Raw genomic sequence first — 20,651 nt, 5'->3', positions numbered from 1 at the left:
GCGCACCGGCCGGCGTCAGGTACAATCAGATCGGCCAGACCAACAACAGGATCGGCACACTGACGATCACCACTATGAGCGAGAGCGGCAGACCCAGTCGGGCGTAGTCACCGAATCGATATCCGCCCGGTGCCATCACGAGTGTGTTGCACTGGTGTCCGATGGGCGTGAGAAAGTCACAGCCGGCTCCAATTGCCACCGCCATCAGAAAAGCATCGGGGCTAAAGCCCAGCTTCTCGGCAAAGGTCGCTGCGATCGGCGCCATGACCAGCACCGTCGCTGCGTTGTTCAAAAACGGGGTTACGGCCATGGCCGCAACCAGGATGAGAGCCAAAGCACCGAAGGGCGGCAGCATTTCGGCAGCTCGCGTGAGGAGATCCGCGATGATGTCGGTGGTTCCCGTGGTCCTGAGCGAGTCGCTGATCGGAATGAGAGCGGCCAGCATAATCAGAATGGGCGCATCGAGATGCTGATAAACGTCACGCAAAGGAATGGATCGGGTTACCACCATCAGAAAGGCGGCGGCGAAAAACGCCGTGGCAACGGGGATCCCGCCAAAGGCCGTGGCCGCCATCGTTGCCACGAGGATAATGATGGGGACCAGGCCATTCCGGGCGCTGCCGAGTTTCAAATTTCGTTCGATGAGCGGCAGGCATCCCGATTCTCGCAACAGATCCGGCAATCTCTGCAGATCGCCCTGCAAGACCAAAACGTCGCCGTTGCGGATCTTGATCTCCCCCAGACGCTCGGTGAATCGTTTGTCGCGGCGACTGACGGCAAGAAGGTTGAGACCGGTATTGTCGAAGAGAGAGATGTCTTTTGCGCTGACGCCGATAAGGCGGGAATGTTCGCCGACAATCGCTTCAACGGAACCGATGTCGCTGCGCATCTCAGGCTCATGCTTACGATCGGAGAGTTGAAGTTTGGCTTCGCTGACGATCTTGTCGAGCGCGCTCTGCTCCCCCTCGATAATGAGAAGGTCGCCCTCCTTAAGGACGGTGTCGGGAAGGGGCGTCCGCTTTTGGCCACCGCCGCCGATAATGGCGGTGACCATCGCATCGCCGCCAGCAGGTTTCTGCAGCCAACTGATCGACTGCCCGATCGCGCCGGACGGCGGAGCGACCTTGGCTTCGGTGGTATAGTTTTTGATCGCTACCGCCTCGTCCATCGACGTTTCTACACGCGATCTTTCAGGCAGCAACCTGTAGAAGAGCGCCAGAAAAGCAACTCCCGCGACGGCGAGCGCCAGACCGACGGGTGTATAATCAAACATCGTGAATGGCTGCCCCGTGATCTCTTCTCGTACCCTGGACACGATAATGTTCGGCGATGTGCCGATCTGCGTGATCAGCCCTCCAAGTAGCGAGGCGAAAGACATCGGCATCAAGAACATGGACGGCGATACGTTTGACTTTCGGGCTATCTGCACAGCGACGGGGATCATGATCGTCAGCGCACCGATGTTTTTGATGAAGGATGATAGTGCTGCGACAATAGCCACCAAAATGATCAGTTGCATGCGTGGCCCACGTCGTTCGGGAGAAAATCTGCGCAAGGCGACGTCCATGATCCCCGACCTGGATATTGCCGCACTGACGATGAGCGCACTGCCGACGATGATAACAATATCATCGGCAAAGCCGGTGAACGCATTTTTGGTCGGGACCACCCCCGCGGCGATGGCGGAGAGAAGTGCGGTGACGGCGACGATATCGTATCGATAACGACCCCATAGGAAGGCGCCCATCATCAGCGCAATGATGAGAAGAGATAGCCATTGATCCGCGCGCATGGTTGCATCCTGGTGGTAGCAATCAACGCTTGAAGCGAGATAATGATGCGAAAGACGGAAAATTTTTTCTCTTGGATCCGCCTCTCTATCTTCTGACTTTATCGGCGGAGTGAGGCGATAGATGCGCCCGATGCCGACGCCTGTATCTACGGCATCATCGCCCGATAGTTGGCTGAACGAACGCTGTGATGGAACTTCCAGCCGCCGGCCGGCATTTCGCTGTCGGGTGCTTTGGGGAACGACCATGGTCAGCGACAAACTATCGACCTATCGATCGAAACGTGACTTTGAAAAAACCGCCGAACCGAGCGGTGAAAAACGTCTCTCGCGCAGTAATCGCCGTCGCTTCGTCATCCAGAAACACGACGCCACCCGACTGCATTACGATCTGAGGCTCGAGCTGGACGGCGTCTTCAAGTCCTGGGCTGTCACGAAAGGGCCCTCCCTCGACCCGCACGACAAGCGGCTGGCGGTTGAGGTGGAGGATCACCCACTGGACTATGGTGATTTCGAAGGCACCATTCCGAAAGGCCAGTACGGCGGCGGCACGGTGATGCTGTGGGATCGGGGCTATTGGGAACCGGAAGGAAAGAAGAGCCCAGAGCAGGCGCTGGCAAAAGGCGATTTCAAGTTTACGCTGGAAGGCAAACGCCTGCACGGCAGCTTCGTGCTAGTGCGGATGCGCAATGATCGCGATCGTGGCAAGCGCACCAACTGGCTGCTGATCAAACACCACGACGAGTTTTCTGTCGACGAGAACGGCGCGACTATCCTCGAAGAAAACCAGACATCGGTCGCATCCGGCCGTACCATGGAGATGATTGCGGCCGGCAAAGGCCGCAAGCCCAAGCCTTTCATGGTCGAGGGTGGCGATGTTCAGGCCGATGCGGTCTGGGACAGCAATCAGGGACTTGCCGCCGAAGAAAGAAAAGAGGATGCCCGAACTGGAGGAGACTCCAAGACGGTGACACAGGTCGATCTGCCGGATTTCATCGCGCCGCAGCTCTGCCAGACCCTGGAGCGCCCTCCGGCAGGCACCGGCTGGATTCACGAGATCAAGTTCGACGGCTACCGGATCCAGATGCGAGTGCTGGATGGTGAGGTGACGCTGAAGACCAGGAAAGGGCTCGACTGGACAGCCAAATACCCCGAGATCGCCGCGGCGGCATCGACACTGCCCGATGCGATCATCGACGGCGAGATCTGCGCCCTCGACGATCATGGCGCTCCCGACTTCGCCGCACTGCAGGCCGCCCTTTCGGAAGGCAAGACAAGCGAACTCGTCTATTTCGCCTTCGATCTTCTCTATGAGGGAGGCGAGGATTTGCGATCTCTGCCGCTCGTCGAGCGCAAGGCGCGGCTTCAAAGCCTTCTGTCCGACGCCGGCAGCGATCCGCGCATCCGTTTCGTCGAGCATTTCGAGACTGGCGGCGATGCAGTTCTCCGGTCTGCCTGCAAGCTCTCGCTGGAAGGCATCATCTCCAAACAAGGGGATGCACCCTATCAATCCGGCCGTACCCAAAGCTGGGCGAAGTCGAAATGCCGCGCCGGCCATGAGGTGGTAATCGGCGCCTACGCCAAGACCAACGGGAAATTCCGATCCCTGCTGGTCGGCGTCTATCGTGGCGACCACTTCGTCTATGTCGGCCGCGTCGGCACGGGATATGGCTCAAAGAAGGTCGAAACGCTGCTGCCGAAGTTGAAGGCGCTCGAGACGGCGAAATCGCCGTTCACCGGCATCGGCGCGCCGAAGAAGGAGGCTGAGGTCACCTGGGTGAAACCAGAGCTCGTGGCGGAAATCGAATTCGCGGGCTGGACCGCCGACGGCATTGTCCGGCAGGCGGCCTTCAAAGGATTGCGGGAAGACAAGCCGGCCAAAGAGGTCAGGGCCGAACGGCCGGCAAAGCCCGCGCAAACTGACGCGCCGCAGCCAGCCGTGGAGGCGAAGGCCAGACCCTCCCGAAAAAAAGGCGCCAAGGCCGAGGTCATGGGGGTGCTGATCTCCAACCCGGACAAGCCGCTATGGCCGGATGCCAATGACGGCAAACCCGTGACCAAGGAGGAACTGGCCCGCTACTACGAAGCCGTCGGCCCCTGGCTGATCGAGCACATCAAAGGACGGCCGTGTTCAATCATCCGTACGCCCGACGGGATCGGCGGCGAGCAGTTTTTCCAGCGCCATGCGATGCCCGGCACCTCGAACCTTCTAGAACTGGTCAAGGTCTTCGGCGATAAGAAGCCCTATCTCCAAATCGACCGGGTCGAAGGCTTGGCTGCTGTCGCGCAGATTGGCGCCGTCGAGCTGCATCCCTGGAATTGCGAACCGCATCAACCCGAGGTACCGGGTCGGCTCGTCTTCGACCTCGACCCAGGTCCGGACGTGCCCTTCTCCGCGGTCGTTTCGGCAGCCCGTGAAATGCGGGACCGTCTCGACGCGCTGGGCCTGATCAGTTTTTGCAAGACGACCGGCGGCAAGGGTCTTCACGTCGTCACTCCGCTTGCCGTCAACAAGCGCAAGCCGCTTTCCTGGGCCGAAGCGAAGGGTTTCGCCCATGATGTGTGCCAGCAGATGGCGCGCGACAATCCCGAGCTCTATCTGATCAAAATGACGAAGAGCCTGAGGAACGGCCGGATCTTCCTCGACTATCTGCGCAACGACCGGATGGCGACCGCGGTGGCGCCTCTGTCACCGCGCGCCCGCCCCGGTGGCACCGTCTCGATGCCATTGACTTGGACCCAGGTCAAATGGGATCTGGACCCCAAGCGCTTCACCATCCGCACAGTTCCGGCGCTGCTGTCGAAATCCTCTGCCTGGGAAGATTACTGCGATGGCAAGCGTCCGCTGGAACAGGCGATCAAGCGTCTCGGCAGAATCGTCAAAGCGGCTTGAAGTTGCTGCTGATGTTGCACTTCACAAGGTGCCACGGATAACGGTTTGACTGGGTTGCGAACGTGAAGCGTTGACAACCTTCAACAGCTCGGCTCTACTGGTCCACTAACCGGACCAGTAGAGCTATGGGCGAGGAGGGGAAAGCAATGGATGTTCGAGCGATGCTCGAAGACGACGTTGCCACGCTTGGCGGGGCGCCGAAGACCTCGATGAAAGACTTCGTCGTTCAGAAGATCACAACATTCATTGCAACGGGTATTCTCAAGGTAGGCGATCCCCTACCAAGCGAGCGTGAGCTGGCTTCAGCGCTCTCGGTCAGCCGCGAGACCGTGCGTGGCGCGATCCTCATCCTTTCCACCCACGGCATCCTCTCCGTCGCGCATGGGATGCGAACCGTGGTGGCATCCGTGGACGTCGGCGAACTGGCTGTTCAAGCGGCGCGGTATCGCGACATTGCAGCCTACAATCTCGATGATGTTCATGAGGCGCGGCTTCTTATCGAAGCGCGAGTAGCAAGGGCCGCAGCCGTCAAGATCGAGCCTTCAACTCTCGATTATCTTCGCAATTCGATCGCAGCGCAGGAGGCCGCGTGTGACGACCCTGTCCGTTTTTTGATTTGCGACCGCGAATTTCACACGGCCATCTACCGTTCCAGCGGCAACGCGGTGCTGGCTGACGTGGCCGCCGACCTTTATTCCTATCTCCTGGGCCAGCGAAAGCGCGTGGTATCGCAGCCGGGGACTATCGCCGCGAGCATCGCCGACCACCGGATGATCCTCGCCGGCTTGGAGACGCGCGATCCCGACGCAGCATCCGCGGCCTTCGCGATCCACGAAACCCGTATTTATATGACGACCAAGTTACTCTTCTCGTAGTTGGCAGGGAGGCGAAACACGATGCATATTCTCATTGTCGGGGCGGGAGGAATGATCGGCCGGAAGCTCGCCGCCACGCTGGGGCGCAGTGGTTCCCTCGGCGGCGACACAATCACGCGCATGACGCTCGCTGATATCGCGCCTCCACCGATACCCACGGGTGTCGTTGCGCCGGTGGAAGCTCTGGCTGCCGATATTTCCGAAAGCGGCGCAGCGGAAGCCCTGGCGGCCCGTCGTGCCGACGTGATCTTCCATCTCGCCGCGATCGTTTCCGGCGAAGCCGAGCGCAATTTCGAACTCGGCTACCGGGTCAATCTCGATGGCACGCGATCGCTGTTGGAGGCGATCCGCCGGGAAGGAAGCCGCCAGGCCTATGTTCCCCGGTTCGTATTCTCCTCGTCGATCGCGGTCTATGGCTCGCCGTTTCCCGATCCCATTCCGGACGATTACGTGCTCGCACCTCTCACCAGTTACGGAGTCCAGAAGGCGATTTCCGAGCTTCTGCTTGCCGACTATTCGCGGCGCGGCTTTATCGACGGCGTCGGAATTCGGTTGCCGACGATCGTAATACGCCCCGGTGCGCCAAACGCCGCCGCATCGGGCTTCTTTTCCGGAATCCTGCGTGAACCGCTTGCAGGCCAGCGGGCTGTTCTTCCGGTCGAGGAAACGGTCAAGCACTGGCTGGCAAGCCCGCGGTCCGCCATCAAGTTCCTGATCCATGCTGCCACGCTCGACACGGCGGCGCTGGGTGTCCGGCGCACGCTTACCATGCCGGGCGTCGCCGCCACTGTTGCCGACCAGATTGCCGCCTTAAGCCGTGCTGCCGGTCCCGAGGCGGCGGATCTGATCGACCACCGACGCGACGAGGTCATTGAAGGGATCGTCGCCGGATGGCCGAAGTCCTTTACGCCCGAACGCGCGCTGCAACTGGGTTTCGTCGCCGAAAACACGGTTGACGAGCTGATCGAGGTTTACCTCGCCGAAGACGCTCCGGGTGCGTCCGGATGAGATTGAGCGGGGCTGAAACCGCCCTATAGGAGGAGAGTATCGCCCGGGCACACCCGCATATACGGGTGTTTGGCGGCAGAAGGACTTGAGAAGATAAGGCCGTCGGCAAGATATACGAAAATACGAATACATAGCATGTAGCGCTCAATTTCTGGGAGGAGTGGGTATGGCAGGCGTTCAATTCGCGGATGTGCGGAAATCATTCGGATCATTTCCGGTGATCAAAGGCGTGGATATCGACATTGCCGACGGGGAGTTCGTGATCCTGGTTGGCCCGTCGGGTTGTGGAAAATCCACTCTTCTGCGGATGCTGGCGGGACTTGAGAATATTTCCGGCGGTGAGATCAAGATCGGCGGGCGCGTGGTCAACACGCTGCCGCCCAAGGACCGTGACATCGCCATGGTGTTCCAGAACTATGCGCTCTATCCGCATATGACGGTGGAGCAGAACATGGGTTTCTCGCTGATGCTGAACAAGGCGCCGAAGGCGGAAGCCGAGAAGCGGGTGAAATACGCCGCAGGCATCCTCGGTCTCGATAAATTGCTCGACCGTTATCCGCGCCAGCTTTCCGGCGGCCAGCGCCAGCGTGTCGCCATGGGGCGAGCGATCGTCCGCGATCCGGAAGTCTTCCTGTTCGACGAACCGCTCTCCAACCTCGATGCGAAGCTGCGCGTCGCCATGCGCGCCGAAATCAAGGAACTGCACCAGCGGCTGAAAACGACGACGGTCTACGTCACCCATGACCAGATCGAGGCGATGACCATGGCCGATAAAATCGTCGTCATGCATGACGGCGTCGTCGAGCAGATCGGCACGCCGCTCGACCTTTACGACAAGCCGGCCAATCTCTTCGTTGGCGGTTTCATCGGTTCGCCGGCGATGAACATGATCAAGGGCAGGCTCGACCCCGAAAACCCGACACGTTTCAAGGCGCCGGACGGCACGGCGCTCCCGGTTTCCAACCCGCCTGTCGACGCCTTGGGTCGCGACCTCGTTTACGGGCTTCGCCCGGAATACATTCTGCTCGACGCCAATGGCCTGCCGGGTGAGATCGTGGTGATCGAGCCGACCGGCTACGAGACGCATCTTATCCTCAGGCTCGGCGGCAGCGACCTCAGCTGTGTCTTCCGCGAGCGCGTCAGCGAGCGGCCGGGCGAAACCCTGCGCGTTGCGATCGACGCCGCTCATGTTCATCTCTTCGATGCCGAGAGCGGCCGGAGATTGACCGACTGACGCCGTCCGGCGGTGGCGCGGGGCGGAGGAGCCCCGTCGCCCGCAGGCCGGCAGCACCCCGTTTCAGGGATGCAAGGACCGTCGTTCACCAAGCGGGAGGTGAATGCCGGAGAGTTCGCACCCGCTTTTTGAAGAGGAGGAATACCATGAGGATTAAGAGACGTGACTTTCTTGCCGCCTCGGCTGCCGTTGCCGGCGCCGCCGGCCTCGGCGTACGGCCAACCTTCGCGCAGACTGAACCGACCTATACACCGGAAAGCGGCGCGAGCCTGCGCCTACTGCGCTGGACACCTTTCGTCAAAGGCGACGAGGAGGCCTGGATTGCAAACACCAAGAAGTTCACAGAAGCGACTGGCGTCGAGGTACGCATCGACAAGGAAAGCTGGGAAGATATCCGCCCAAAGGCGGCCGTCGCGGCCAATGTCGGCTCCGGCCCGGACCTGATCATGTGCTGGTTCGACGACGCTCACCAGTATCCCGACAAGCTGGTCGACCTGACCGAGCTCGCCAACTATCTCGGCAACAAGTATGGCGGCTGGTATGATGGCCTGAAAGGCTATGCCGCGCGCGGCGACACGTTCATCGCCATGCCGCTGACGGCAATCGGCAATGCGGTGGTCTATCGCGACACTCACGTGAAGGCGGCCGGCTTCAGCGAATTCCCGAAGGATACGGCGGGCTTCCTCGAGCTTTGCAAGGCGATGAAAGCCAAGGGCACCCCGGCCGGCTTCCCACACGGAAAGGCCGTCGGCGACGGCAACAACTACGCCCATTGGCTGCTCTGGAGCCATGGCGGCAAGATGGTCGACGAGGGTAGCAAGGTAACGATCAACAGCCCGGAAACGCTGGCTTCGATCAACTACGCCAAAGAGCTCTATGCCACCTTCATTCCGGGCACGGAAAGCTGGCAGGACGTCAACAACAACCGCGCCTTCCTCGCAGGCCAGGTGTCGCTGATCGCCAACGGCGTCTCGGTCTATTACACCGCCAAGAACGACCCAAAACTTGCCGAGATCGCCAAGGACATCCGCACGACGAATTTCCCGATCGGTCCGGTCGGTCAGAGCGCCGAGCTTTTCCAGACGAGCTCGCTGCTTCTCTTCAAGCACACCAAATATCCGGAAGCGGCGAAGGCCTACATCAAGTTCATGATGGAAGCCGACCAGATGAATGCCTGGATCCAGGGTTCCAGCGCCTATTGCTGCCAGCCGCTCAAGGCTTTCGCCAACAACCCGATCTGGACATCCGATCCAGTCCATGCGCCTTACGCGCGCGCCTCGGAAAAGCTGCGTCCGAACGGCTATGCCGGACCCCTCGGCTATGCCTCGGCAGCGACCATGGCCGACTACGTCCTGGTCGACATGTATGCGGCCGCCGTCACCGGCCAGATGTCGCCCGAAGATGCGATGAAGGAAGCTGAACGGCGGGCAAACCGCTACTATCGCGTCTGAGCCGCGCTTTAAAGCAAGCGGCATGCCGGCCTTCGGCATGCCGCGAAATCCTCTGGGAGTTCAAGTGCAATCTGGGAGATAGGCAATGTCGATGGCGAATTCGGAGGATAGACGCGGGCCGATCTCTTCGCTCCTGCAGAACAACAATGTGCTCGGCTTCCTGTTCATGCTGCCGGCGGCCGTCTTCCTCGTCTGCTTTCTCACCTATCCGCTGGGGCTCGGTGTCTGGCTCGGCTTCACCGATACGAGGATCGGCCGCGACGGCATCTTCATCGGGCTGGAGAACTACCAGTTCCTGATGGACGACAGCGTCTTCTGGCTGTCGGTCTTCAACACCATTCTTTATACCTCCGTCGCCTCAGTGCTGAAATTCGCGCTCGGCCTCTGGCTGGCAATGCTGCTCAATCAGCACCTGCCGTTCAAGTCCTTCTTCCGGGCTATCGTGCTGCTTCCCTGGGTGGTGCCGACGGTGCTTTCGGCGCTGGCCTTCTGGTGGATCTACGATTCCCAGTTTTCGATCATCTCCTGGTCGCTGATGCAGCTGGGGCTGATCAGCGGACCGATCAACTTCCTCGGCGACCCGATAAACGCGCGCATATCCGTCATCGTCGCTAATGTCTGGCGCGGCATTCCCTTCGTGGCGATTTCGCTGCTTGCGGGCTTGCAGACGATTCCGGCATCGCTGCAGGAGGCCGCCTCGCTCGACGGCGCCACGAGCTGGCAGCGTTTCCGCTATGTGACGCTGCCGATGCTGACGCCGATCATCGCCGTGGTCATGACCTTCTCGGTGCTCTTCACCTTTACGGATTTCCAGCTCATCTACGTGCTGACGAAGGGCGGACCCGTCAATGCGACGCATTTGATGGCGACGCTATCCTTCCAGCGCGGCATCCCCGGCGGCCAGCTCGGCGAGGGTGCGGCCATCGCGGTCGCCATGGTGCCCTTCCTGCTCGGCGCGATCATGTTCAGCTTCTTCGGCCTGCAGCGGCGCAAATGGCAACAGGGCGGCCAGGATTAGGGAGAACAACGATGTCGATAAATTCAAATGCCGCCGATCAGGTCGTGACCGACAATGCCGAAGGAATGAGCTATCTGAACCGCCTGCCGCGGCGGATCGTGATGCTCTACCTGCCGATGGCCGTCTTCGTCTTCGTGCTGCTCTTCCCGTTCTATTGGATGGCGATCACCGCGGTGAAACCGAACGACCAGCTGACCGACTATAGCAACTACAGCCCCTTCTGGGTGGTGAGACCGACACTCGAGCACATCAAATACCTGTTCCTCGAGACTTCCTATCCGGGCTGGCTGTGGAACACGATGCTGGTTGCGGTCTGCTCCACCTTTCTCTCACTGGTGGCCTCAGTCTTCGGCGCCTATGCCATCGAGCGCGTCCGCTTCACCGGCTCGCGTTCGGTCGGCCTGGTGATCTTCCTTGCCTATCTCGTGCCGCCGTCGATCCTCTTCATCCCGCTTGCCTTCATTGTCTTCAAGCTTGGGATTTACGATTCGCGTTTGGCGCTAATCTTCACATATCCCACTTTCCTCATTCCCTTCTGCACCTGGCTGCTGATGGGCTATTTCCGCTCGATCCCCTTCGAGCTGGAGGAAAGCGCTCTGGTGGACGGCGCCAACAGATGGCAGATTCTCACCAAGATCATCCTGCCGCTCGCTGTACCCGGGCTGATTTCCGCCGGGATCTTCGCTTTCACGCTGTCCTGGAATGAATTCATCTACGCGCTGACTTTCATTCAGTCTTCGGAAAACAAAACCATCCCGGTCGGCGTGCTAACGGAACTGGTGCGCGGCGACGTCTTCGAATGGGGATCGCTGATGGCGGGCGCACTGTTCGGCTCGCTCCCGGTGGTCATCCTCTACTCGTTCTTCGTGGACTACTACGTCTCATCGATGACCGGGGCGGTGAAGGAGTGAGTCTTCCGCGGACGCGCCGCTGCTGGTGCAGCAGTTGCGACGGCTTGACCGTGTGCAGGAGGAGTGTCCGCAAAATGGGATCAGGGGCCTTCCCATCATGTATCTATCGAAACCTCATCTTGCCGAGATCGAATAATTGTAAATCGCCGCGTAGCTCGTCGATACGAGCAGCGGAAATGCGATGGTCTTGAGTATTTCCGGCGTACCGCTCGCCGCATGGATTGCCACGAGAATGCTGGCAGAGCCGATACAGGCAATGAGAGGCGGCGCCCAAAATCGCATGGATCCGACGAAGCGCTTTGAAAGCCAGTCGATAACGGATTTCAGGAAAAGCGTCAGGCAGGCGGATATCGTACCCTGCACAAGGCCGGCATAGAGTGGCAATGGCATGGCGTGCGCGCGGTTGGCGAAAACCGCCCAGCTGCCCATTGCCAAAAAGGCGAAGAGAACATGTACGACGCTGCTGCGGAGGAGCCGGTGCAGTGCATTCGGCATCACAGCGGCCACCCGTAGCGGACAAGATGGTGCAACAGGGTTAGAGGCCGTTCTTCATCGCAGCGCGCAATATATCGTTGATACGATCCTGCCAGCCAGCGCCATTTTCCTGGAAAAAGGCAAGCACATCACTGTCGATCTTGAGCGAAACAAGCTCCTTGACATTCGGCAGTGCTGGCCGCTCAACAGCTTGTTCCGCCTTCTTCTTCGCGGGTTTGAATAATGCTTCTGCAGCATCGATTGGATTGACAGATCGGCGAGGCGGGTTTGCCATGGTAATGACTTTCTGTTGCCTGTCGGATCGACATATGAGCGGCATAAGGGATCTCGGCTGCTTCGTCGACTATTTAGCTTGTTTCCAGGGGTGATTCAGATTTACGCCGACTCGGCTTAAATCATCCTGTTCTAGGCCATATCGAAGACAGCCGCGTTGTCCTGAACCTCGCGTAGCCCCTTGTAGGACGCATGGCGGAGATTGCCGTCATCGGTCCAGCCGCGAAACTCGATCTCGGCGATTAGCGTCGGCTGCACGAGGACGAGACGCTTGCCCTTCAGGGGAATGGCAGGCCGGCTCGTTTTCAACCGGTCCAGTGTCTTTTTCAGGTAATTAGCATCCCGGGCATTGAAACCGGTTCCGACGGAGCCAACGTAAATCCAGTCGAAACCTCGTCTGCCGGCGAGCAGCAGGCTGCCGATGCCGCCGCGGCCGGATGCTGACTGCTCATAACCGACGATCATGAAGCTCTCGCTCTGGACGCACTTGATTTTCAGCCAGTCGCCGGTGCGGCCACTGCGATAGGGCCGATCGCGGTGCTTGGCAATGATGCCTTCCAGATCACGATGGCAGGCGTGCTCAAGGAGCTCTTCGGCCGGCAGATCTATCTCCTCGGAGATGCGGATCGTCTGATCGTCACCGTTTGGTATCAGGTCTTCAAGCAGGTGCCGGCGTACGTCAAGCTCGGTGGCTGTCAGATCGTGTCCATCGAGATAGAGAAGGTCGAAGGCAACGAGGATCGACTCTGTCGACACCCGCTTACCGCCCCGCCCGCCGAGCGAACGTTGCAGGGCGCCAAAATCCGATCGGCCAAGATCATCGAGTACAACGGCCTCGCCGTCGAGAATGGCGGTCGTTACCCCAAGCTCCTTTGCCGCGGCGGCAATGGTGGGGAAGCGATGGGTCCAGTCATGTCCGCCGCGGGTGATGACCCGCACGCCCTTCGGCTCAATATGGACTGCCAATCGATAGCCATCCAACTTCACCTCATAGAGCCAATCCGGCCCCACGGGCACGGTCGGCTTCAGCAGTGCGAGGCAAGGCTCGATGCGCGACGGCATTGGATCGAAGGGCAGACTGGGCTGGTCGGGATCGCGCTTGCGGATCGGACGAGACTGCAGCGTTGGGTGAGATTCGTCGAGCAAGGGCAGAATTGGGCGGCGCGGGCGCGTCATGATCAGGCCTAGCGCCTTCCGGGGCGGTTTTCCGCTTCGACCGACTTGCGCAGGGCATCCATGATGTTGATGACATTGCTTGGTGCCGGCTCTTGCTTTTCCTTGGACTTGGACGTTGTCCTGCTCGGCTTTTTCATCTGCTTCTTCTTCGCGTCGATGATATCGAGGAGCTTGTCCTGAACCGGATCGGAAACCATCTTCGGGCTCCAGTGCTGCGTCTGCTTTTTGATCAGCTGCTGGACAAGCGGCATCATTTCGCTGTCGGCAGGCTGGTCATCGACTTTCTCGAAATAGATCTCGGCATCGCGCACCTCATCCCCATAACGCAGCGTCCAAAGTACGATGCCCTTGCCGCGTGGCTCCAGCATGACGGCGCGTTCCCGCCTTGAGATTACAAGTCTTGATATGCCGACCATATTCTCGGCGGCCATGGCGTCGCGGATGACCGAAAATGCCTCCTGGCCGACCGGATCGTCCGGAGAAAGATAGTAGGGCGTATCGAGCCAGATCCAGTCGACGCCGTCGCGCGGTGCGAAAACTTCGATGTCGATCGTCTTGGTACTGTCGAGTGCAACGTTTTCGAGTTCCTCGTCTTCCAGAATGACATACTCGTTCTCGCCGCGTTGATAGCCCTTCACCTCGTCCTCGTCCTTCACCTCCTTGCCGGTGACGGAATCGACATAATGGCTGACGACGCGGTTCTGCGTCTCTCTGTTCAAAGTGTGGAAGCGGACCTTCTCATTTTCCGACGTCGCCGGCATCATCTGCACTGGGCAGGTGACGAGCGAGAGCTTGAGGTAGCCTTTCCAGTGGGGACGAAGGGCCATGGCATCCTCCAATCAGCTGGCGCGGCGGTGTTGAGCGGCGCCGGTGCCACGCGACTTCGCCGATGTCGCACGCGCTGATTTCTGGCGACCTTTTCCGGCATTGGCGTTAGCTGCAGTGCGCTTGCTCTTGGCGGGCGCGGACATTCCGGCACTTTCACGCAGCGCATGAAGCAGGTCGCTGGGCTTGGATGCCGGGGGCGTCTTCTTCTTCGGCAGCGTCCGGCCCTCAATCTTAGCTTTCACCAGCTCTGCCACCGCGGCCTCATAGCGGTCGTCGAACTGCTTGGGATCAAATTGGCCTTTTTTCGTGTTGATGATGTGTTTGGCGAGCTCCAGCATCTCACCTTGGATCTTCAGGTCCGGCATTTCCTCGAAAGCCTTTTGCGACGAGCGGACTTCATAGTCATAGTTCAAGGTGGAGCCGACCAAGCCGTTGCCGTGCGGCCGAATGAGAACGGTGCGCAGACGCCGGAACAACACCGTGCGAGCAATTGCAGCAACCCTGGCCTTTTTCATGCCGTCGCGCAGCAGCTTGTAGGCGTCGCCGCCTAACTTGTCGGGAGCAAGGTAATAGGGCTTGTCGAAATAGACATCGTCGACTTCATCGCAGGGAATGAACGCCTCGACCGTAAGTGTCTTGTCGCTGTTCGGAATCGCGGACGCGACTTCGTCGGGTTCAAGCACGACATATCGCCCGTCCTCGATCTCGAAACCTTTGACCTGATCCTCGCGCTCGACGGGATCGCCGGTTTGGCTGTCGACGAACTCACGCCGAACCCGATTGCCGGTCTTTCGGTTCAGGGTGTTGAAGGCGATCCGTTCGGAGGAGGATGCCGCAGTGTAGAGCGCGACAGGAAACGCGACTTCTCCAAACTTGATGTAACCTTTCCAATTCGCCCGCGGGGCAACCATCTGCGCGACTCCCTCACACAACCAACGCGATTCAACTGAATCACGTGGCAAATTGTTCCGAGTCGAAACGAATCTAAATTCAATGACTTAACACGTGGAGATCTCCCGTATTCCGAGTCTGGAGATGTTATTGTTTCGATGACTCTTTTTGTCGCGACGTGCGTTTGAACGAGGCGGCAACCGCCAGGATAATCCGGCTTCACCGCCAGCATTGCTCAACGGGCGCTGTACTTCGCGTCGAGATCATCCATGGCCTTGACGTTACCGGCAGAACGGCCGTTCTCGTCGAAGGTCTGGGCAAGAAACGCATCAGCGATAGACTTTGCAAGCTCCGTTCCGATGACGCGGGCTCCCATGGTGATGATCTGCGCATTGTTCGAAAGTGCTGCACGCTCGGCGGAATAGGTGTCGTGCGTCAGGGCGGCGCGGATGCCAGGAACCTTGTTGGCCGAGATGCAGACGCCGATGCCGGTGCCGCAAACGAGGATCGCCTTGTCGTAGGTGCCGTCGATGACGCCTGAGGCGACGCGATCCGAGAGGTTGGCGTAGAAAGGATCGGCACCGGCGCTGGTGCGCGAGACCTCGTAGACGTCAAAGCGGTCCTTCAGATGGTCGGCCAGAACCTTGGCGAGGCCTTCGCCGGCGCTGTCTCCTGCAATGGCAAGCTTCATTTTCCTTCTCCTCAGAGTTTGGCGGCGCATTTGGCCAGAATGTCGAGGTAGCCTTCGACATTCCAGGCCGAACGGCCGATGAAGAGCCCGTCGATATGCGGGCTCGAGATCAATTCTTCGCAGTTCTGCGGGTTGACCGACCCGCCATAAAGGCAGGGGATCTTCCGGCCTAGCACAGCTTCGGCAACGGCGATGATTTCAGACTGGCGGGCATCCGCATAATCCGCAGTCGCCGGGATGCCCTTCTCGCCAATCGCCCAGACCGGCTCGTAGGCCAGCAGGATTTCGGCGCCTTTCTGGTCGCCAGAAAGTTTCGAAAGCGCGCCGCGCACCTGGGTCGCGAGGATGTCGGCGGCCTTTCCGCTTTCGCGGTCGGAAAGCGTCTCGCCAATGCAGATCAGCGGAATGAGACCGTGGCGAACCGCTGCTTCGGTCTTCAGCCCCACTGTCTCGTCGGTCTCTCCAAAATGTTCGCGCCGCTCGGAATGGCCGAGTTCGACGAGATCGAGATTGCAGTCCTTCAGCATTACGGGCGAGACTTCGCCGGTCCAGGCGCCCTGGTCGGCCCAATGCATGTTCTGCGCGCCGACCTTCACCGAGGTCTTGGCAAGCATCGCCTTGATCTCGCGCACGGCCGTGAAAGACGGAATGACGAAGCGCTGGATACGCGGATCGCGTGCGGCATCGGCAGCTTCGAGACCGCGGGCGAAATGCTCGGCTTCAGCAAGCGTCTTGTTCATCTTCCAACTGGTGCCAATCCAGAAGCGCGGCTTTTCGGTCATGTCGGATCCTGCGTTGATGCGATGGTGAGCGTAATGCCCGCCTGCTCGAATTCCTCCAGGACAGCAGCATCGGGTGCGCTGTCGGTGATAACGGCGTCGAAGTCAGCCAGATCCGCCATGACATGCAGGGCGGTGTGGCCGATGCGCTGGTGATTGACGAGAAGGCAGGTCCTGGTCGACGACGCGATCATAGCCCGCTTGGCGCGCACGACATTATCGTCCATGTGATAGGCGCGCCCACCGCTGACGGCCGGCGTCGAAATGAAGGCGATGTCGGCCCTCAGCCGCGACAGTGCCTCCTCGGTGACGACGCCGAGATAGGCGTTGAATTTCGCCGAATAGATGCCACCAAGCGCGATCAGCGTGATGCCGGTTTGGCCTTTCAGCCGCTCCATGATCGCCGCATTGTTGGTGATTAACGTCAGAGGCCGTTTCTGCAGCAGCATTTCCCCGAGCACGGCCGCCATCGAGCCGTCATTTACCATCACCGTCATCCCCGGCTCGACCAGTTCCAGCGCGGTCTCGGCCATAGCCAGCTTGGCCTCGCTGCCCTGGCGCTCGCGAATGCGGAAGTCGCTTTCGAACTGCGTTCCGGCGTCGATGGTCGCGCCGCCGCGAACCTTGCGCAGGACACCCGCCTGCTCGAGATCATCGAGATCGCGATGGATCGTCATCTTTGACACGGTGAAGCGATCGGCAAGGTCGTCGAGATCGACGGTCTTGTTTTCGACGAGCAGGTTGACGATCAACTGCTGTCGCTCTTCTCGCCTCATCCCGCTCTCCCAGCCTCGTTGATGTTAAGATAACGGAGTATGCGTGATAATCAACACTTATTGTGTTATTTTGCGATCAACTGTTGTTGTCTTTCCTACTTCAGCAGCGCCTGCGCGGTTCGCTCGTCGGTGATCAGCCCGAAAAGGCGGCGGCTATTCAGAATTGCCCGGATGGCCGGCACTTTCGACTGTCCGCCCGCCAGCGCCACGAGCCGCTCTTTCTTGGTCTTGGGGAAAGACGCGGAGAGCGTGCGCGCCGTCAGCGCGGTGTCGAGGATATGGCCGTCGGCGTCGAAAAAATGTCCGAGGATTTCGCCGACGCCGCCTGCGGCAGCGATGTCGTCGATTTCACCGGGTTCGACCATGCCGGACAAAACCAGTTGCGCCTCGGCATCGACAGTTCCCAGGCCGACGAGCTTCAGATCGGCATTATTGGCAAGATCGAAGACCTCCTTGACGGCACGCTGCGCCTTCAGCACTTCGCGGTCCTCGCCGGTATTGGCGAAAAAGGGAACCGGCATGACATACGCATGGGCGCCGGTCTTTTCGGCGATGCGATGCATCACGTCATAGGGATTGGCGCCATAGTTTCGTGTCAGCCCGCCAAGCAACGAGACGAAGCGCAGGTTCTTCGCGCTCACCCTCGGCATATATTGGACGGCAGCGGAAAGCGTGCGGCCATGACCAAGGCCGATGACCGGGTTGTCGCCGCGCTCGATCTCGCGCTTGAGATAGCCGGCGCCGGCATGGCCGAGTGCGCGCAGCGGCAAGCCTTCTTCGCCGAGATCGGGTGCGACCTCGCAATATTGAAGTCCGAACCGTTCCGAAAGCCGCATCTCCAGCTCGACGCATTCGACGATATCCCCGTCGATGGTGACTTTGACGACGCCATCGGCGACCGCTCTGGCGATCAGGCGATGGGCCTTTACCGACGGTACGCCAAGGCGGCGAGCGACGTCGGACTGCGTCAGGCCACCGGCATAGTGAAGCCAGGCAGCACGCACGGCAAGCGTATCATCGGCGTCCGTCATCACGGCTCCTTTTTGAAGGTCATGCGGCGATTCCGCCGTATCGCAGTGCTGCCTTTTAAAGATCTCCGCCTCAGATGTTCAAGTCAGCGACGCCGGTGTCGATATGCGGCGCCCAGAAGGCGACGCTTTCGGCGATCTGCGGGATGACCTGGCGATCGTTCGGCTCGCGTTCCTTAAAGGAGAGTTCCAGACAGATTTCATTGTCCTTCGCCCCACCTTCGGCCAGTGAGTGGAGCAGAGGTGCCGGCTGTATGCGGCCCTTGGCGTTGAATTCGGCGGTGAAGGGCCGGTGCCCGCCCTTGTCCATCAAGCTCTGTTTGATGTGAATGATCGGCGATACAGGCGGGACGGCGCGTGCCCAGGCATAGGGGTCGTAGTCATCGGGATCGGCGGAGGTGATGTCGCCATGATCGATATCCGCCATCATCCACATCGGGACGGCCATTGCGGCTGATGTCAGCCGCTCCTGCAGCGACAGGCAGGCGCCGATCGTCTCGCCGAACTCGCGGCCGATGCTCATCGGTTCCCAGAACATGTAGGAGAGGCCTGCAGCCCGCGCGTGCTCGGCGACATCGGCCCAACAATCGATGGCGATCTCGATCAACTCCTCACGTCTGGCCGGATCGTCGAAGTCCTTGTAGGTGAAGATCGCAAATTGCGTGCCGACCGAATGGCCGCCAAGATCGGCGGTGATGTCGGCAAAGGTCTTGAACCAGTCGACGTAGTAGCGGCGCACATCGGCATCCGGATGTCCGAAATGGTTGAGGCGCCCATAGGGGCCTGTCATGCCCGAGGTAACACGCACGCCGGTGCGCTTCAGCGCAGCGCTCATCGTGCGCGTCAGACGGCTAATCACCGGCGCCTGCCAGCTCGGATTGATGAACTCGTGGGTCAGCTGGAGGTCGCGGATCCGCAAATCACGCGCAACCGTATCGATCAGATCGTCTGGGTCGGCGAAGCGGTTCACCAGCGGATTGGTGTTGAGCGAAAGGGTCAGCGGCATGGCGGCATCCTTCAGGCGGCGGCAAGGCGGGTTGAAGCAAACCACTCGCCAAAGGCCGCGCGCTCCGCTTCGTTCAGATGGAGGTAGTGTTTGGTGCGGCGATAGAGGATGTCGTCGGCCGTTTCGGCCCATTCCGTGGCGACGAGATAGCGGACCTCGGCCTCATAGAGCTGTCCGCCGAAGTGCCTCCCGAGCCCTTCCATGCCTGTCGCGCCGGCAACCACATTCCTGGCGCGGGCGCCATAGAGACGGCCGTAGTGATGCACGAGCTTGCGCGGCATCCAGGGATAGATATCGCGCAGGCTGTTGGCGAAGCTCTCGTAGTCGGCATTCGGAATTTCGCCGCCCGGCAGCGGCGCTTTCTCCGTCCAGTCGCCTCCCATGTTCGGGAAGATGTGCTTCAGGCGCTGCATGCCGCGTTCGGCAAGCTCGCGGAATGTGGTGATCTTGCCGCCGAAGACGTTGAGCAGCGGAGCGCCGCCGGTCTCGTCGAGATCGAAGACATAGTCGCGGGTAACGGCGGACGGATTACCCTTGCCGTCGTCAAACAGCGGGCGCACGCCGGAGAAGCTGTGCAGCACATCGTGGCGACGCAGCTTTTCCTTGAAATAGCGATTGACCGCCTGGAGCAGATACTCGATCTCCGTCTCGTCGGCGGCAACATCCTCGGCCCGGCCTTCGTACGCGATATCGGTCGTCCCGATCAGCGCCTTGTCACCCTCGTAGGGATTGATGAAAATGACGCGTTTGTCGTGGTTCTGCACCAGATAGGCATTGGCTCCGGGCCAGAACTTCGGGACGATGATGTGGCTGCCCTTGACGAGGCGGACATTGCGGCTGGAGTTCGAACCAGCGACGCGATTGATGATGTCCATCACCCAGGGGCCGGCGCAGTTCACCAGACATTTGGCACGGAAGGTTCGCGTCTCTCCCGTGGTGTTGCTTCTGGTGACCACGGTCCAACCGCCATTCTCGCGGCGGGCCGACACGGCGGGCGAGCGGGTCAACACCAAAGCGCCGTTTTCCGCTGCGCTGACCGCATTCAAGGTCACGAGGCGGGCGTCGTCGACCCAGCAATCGGAATATTCAAAGCCGCGTGTGTATTGATCGAGGATCGGTGTGCCTTCCGGGTCGCGGAGCAGGTTGAGCGTGCGGGTCCCGGGCAGCTTCTTGCGGCCGCCGAGATGATCATAGAGAAAGAGGCCGAGCCGCACGAGCCATGCTGGTCGATCCTCAGGGCTGTGCGGCAGGACGAAGCGCATCGGCCAGATGATATGCGGCGCGGCGTTGAGCAGCACTTCACGCTCGATCAGCGCCTCGCGCACCAGACGGAATTCGTAATATTCGAGGTAACGCAAACCGCCATGCACCAGCTTGCCCGAACGCGACGAGGTTCCCTGTGCCAGATCGTCCTTTTCGCACAGCACGACCTTCAGGCCGCGGCCGGCAGCATCGCGTGCTATCCCCGCGCCGTTGATGCCTCCGCCGATGACGAAGAGATCCAGGAGTTCGGGTTCGGTCATGTCATG

Annotated in this window: 19 protein-coding genes; 7 read left to right on the top strand and 12 right to left on the bottom strand. The window is 60.1% G+C overall.

Features of this window, described 5'->3' with window-relative positions; translation table 11 throughout:
* Positions 1-25 precede the first annotated feature (25 nt).
* The gene (locus N2600_RS24790; protein WP_260299476.1) at positions 26-1,792 is read right to left on the bottom strand and encodes an SLC13 family permease; all 1,767 of its coding nucleotides are present in this window, start codon (positions 1,790-1,792) and stop codon (positions 26-28) included.
* A 244-nt stretch (positions 1,793-2,036) separates the two neighbouring features.
* Here N2600_RS24790 and ligD (N2600_RS24785) point away from each other — a divergent pair, with 244 nt between their 5' ends.
* The 7 genes from ligD (N2600_RS24785) to N2600_RS24755 all read left to right on the top strand — a co-directional run bounded on the left by ligD (N2600_RS24785) (position 2,037) and on the right by N2600_RS24755 (position 11,179).
* A complete protein-coding gene (ligD, locus tag N2600_RS24785; protein WP_260299180.1) occupies positions 2,037-4,682 on the top strand; it encodes a DNA ligase D in 2,646 nt (881 codons plus the stop codon).
* Between the two features lie 146 nt (positions 4,683-4,828).
* Positions 4,829-5,557 carry a FadR/GntR family transcriptional regulator gene (locus N2600_RS24780; RefSeq protein WP_222281365.1) on the top strand — a complete coding sequence of 243 codons (729 nt, stop codon included), beginning with the start codon at positions 4,829-4,831 and terminating at the stop codon, positions 5,555-5,557.
* Between the two features lie 21 nt (positions 5,558-5,578).
* Complete coding sequence (denD, locus tag N2600_RS24775; RefSeq protein ID WP_222385937.1) at positions 5,579-6,565, top strand: D-erythronate dehydrogenase; 987 nt, start codon at positions 5,579-5,581, stop codon at positions 6,563-6,565.
* Between the two features lie 166 nt (positions 6,566-6,731).
* Positions 6,732-7,799, top strand: a complete 1,068-nt coding sequence (locus N2600_RS24770) for an ABC transporter ATP-binding protein (protein ID WP_260299179.1) — start codon at positions 6,732-6,734, stop codon at positions 7,797-7,799.
* 146 nt (positions 7,800-7,945) lie between these two features.
* A complete protein-coding gene (locus N2600_RS24765; protein ID WP_260299178.1) occupies positions 7,946-9,250 on the top strand; it encodes an ABC transporter substrate-binding protein in 1,305 nt (434 codons plus the stop codon).
* Positions 9,251-9,335: 85 nt separating this feature from the next.
* Positions 9,336-10,268 (top strand): carbohydrate ABC transporter permease, encoded by a 933-nt coding sequence (locus N2600_RS24760; RefSeq protein WP_017967621.1) that lies wholly within the window; start codon positions 9,336-9,338, stop codon positions 10,266-10,268.
* A gap of 11 nt (positions 10,269-10,279) precedes the next feature.
* Entirely contained in the window at positions 10,280-11,179 is a 900-nt protein-coding gene (locus tag N2600_RS24755; RefSeq protein ID WP_020486233.1) for a carbohydrate ABC transporter permease, read from the top strand.
* Between the two features lie 114 nt (positions 11,180-11,293).
* On the opposite strand, the gene N2600_RS24750 is transcribed toward N2600_RS24755, so the two are convergent.
* The 11 genes from N2600_RS24750 to N2600_RS24700 form a co-directional block, all read right to left on the bottom strand.
* The gene (locus N2600_RS24750; RefSeq protein ID WP_260299177.1) at positions 11,294-11,674 is read right to left on the bottom strand and encodes a hypothetical protein; all 381 of its coding nucleotides are present in this window, start codon (positions 11,672-11,674) and stop codon (positions 11,294-11,296) included.
* Positions 11,675-11,714: 40 nt separating this feature from the next.
* Positions 11,715-11,948, bottom strand: a complete 234-nt coding sequence (locus N2600_RS24745; RefSeq protein ID WP_170280928.1) for a BrnA antitoxin family protein — start codon at positions 11,946-11,948, stop codon at positions 11,715-11,717.
* A gap of 131 nt (positions 11,949-12,079) precedes the next feature.
* Positions 12,080-13,123 carry a non-homologous end-joining DNA ligase gene (ligD, locus tag N2600_RS24740; RefSeq protein ID WP_260299176.1) on the bottom strand — a complete coding sequence of 348 codons (1,044 nt, stop codon included), beginning with the start codon at positions 13,121-13,123 and terminating at the stop codon, positions 12,080-12,082.
* An 8-nt stretch (positions 13,124-13,131) separates the two neighbouring features.
* Entirely contained in the window at positions 13,132-13,950 is an 819-nt protein-coding gene (ku, locus tag N2600_RS24735) for a non-homologous end joining protein Ku (protein ID WP_162115748.1), read from the bottom strand.
* Between the two features lie 12 nt (positions 13,951-13,962).
* Complete coding sequence (ku, locus tag N2600_RS24730) at positions 13,963-14,862, bottom strand: non-homologous end joining protein Ku (RefSeq protein WP_260299475.1); 900 nt, start codon at positions 14,860-14,862, stop codon at positions 13,963-13,965.
* A gap of 215 nt (positions 14,863-15,077) precedes the next feature.
* Positions 15,078-15,533, bottom strand: a complete 456-nt coding sequence (gene derI, locus N2600_RS24725) for a D-erythrulose-4-phosphate isomerase (protein ID WP_003562478.1) — start codon at positions 15,531-15,533, stop codon at positions 15,078-15,080.
* An 11-nt stretch (positions 15,534-15,544) separates the two neighbouring features.
* On the bottom strand, positions 15,545-16,315 hold the full coding sequence (locus N2600_RS24720) for a triose-phosphate isomerase (protein WP_260299175.1): 771 nt from the start codon (positions 16,313-16,315) through the stop codon (positions 15,545-15,547).
* Positions 16,312-17,088, bottom strand: a complete 777-nt coding sequence (locus N2600_RS24715; RefSeq protein WP_260299174.1) for a DeoR/GlpR family DNA-binding transcription regulator — start codon at positions 17,086-17,088, stop codon at positions 16,312-16,314. Before N2600_RS24715 ends, N2600_RS24720 begins: the two co-directional genes overlap by 4 nt.
* A 95-nt stretch (positions 17,089-17,183) precedes the next feature.
* Positions 17,184-18,119, bottom strand: a complete 936-nt coding sequence (locus N2600_RS24710) for a sugar-binding transcriptional regulator (protein ID WP_260299173.1) — start codon at positions 18,117-18,119, stop codon at positions 17,184-17,186.
* Positions 18,120-18,189: 70 nt separating this feature from the next.
* On the bottom strand, positions 18,190-19,122 hold the full coding sequence (locus tag N2600_RS24705; protein WP_260299172.1) for a sugar phosphate isomerase/epimerase family protein: 933 nt from the start codon (positions 19,120-19,122) through the stop codon (positions 18,190-18,192).
* Positions 19,123-19,133: 11 nt separating this feature from the next.
* Positions 19,134-20,645, bottom strand: coding sequence for a glycerol-3-phosphate dehydrogenase (locus N2600_RS24700; protein WP_260299171.1), 1,512 nt, complete (start codon positions 20,643-20,645; stop codon positions 19,134-19,136).
* Positions 20,646-20,651: the final 6 nt, after the last annotated feature.

This window comes from Rhizobium sp. WSM1274, from assembly GCF_025200775.1.
Classification (GTDB): Bacteria; Pseudomonadota; Alphaproteobacteria; order Rhizobiales; family Rhizobiaceae; genus Rhizobium; species Rhizobium leguminosarum_I.
The sequence above is the reverse complement of the archived record's forward strand: the minus strand, read 5'-3'. Positions and strand labels throughout refer to the sequence as shown.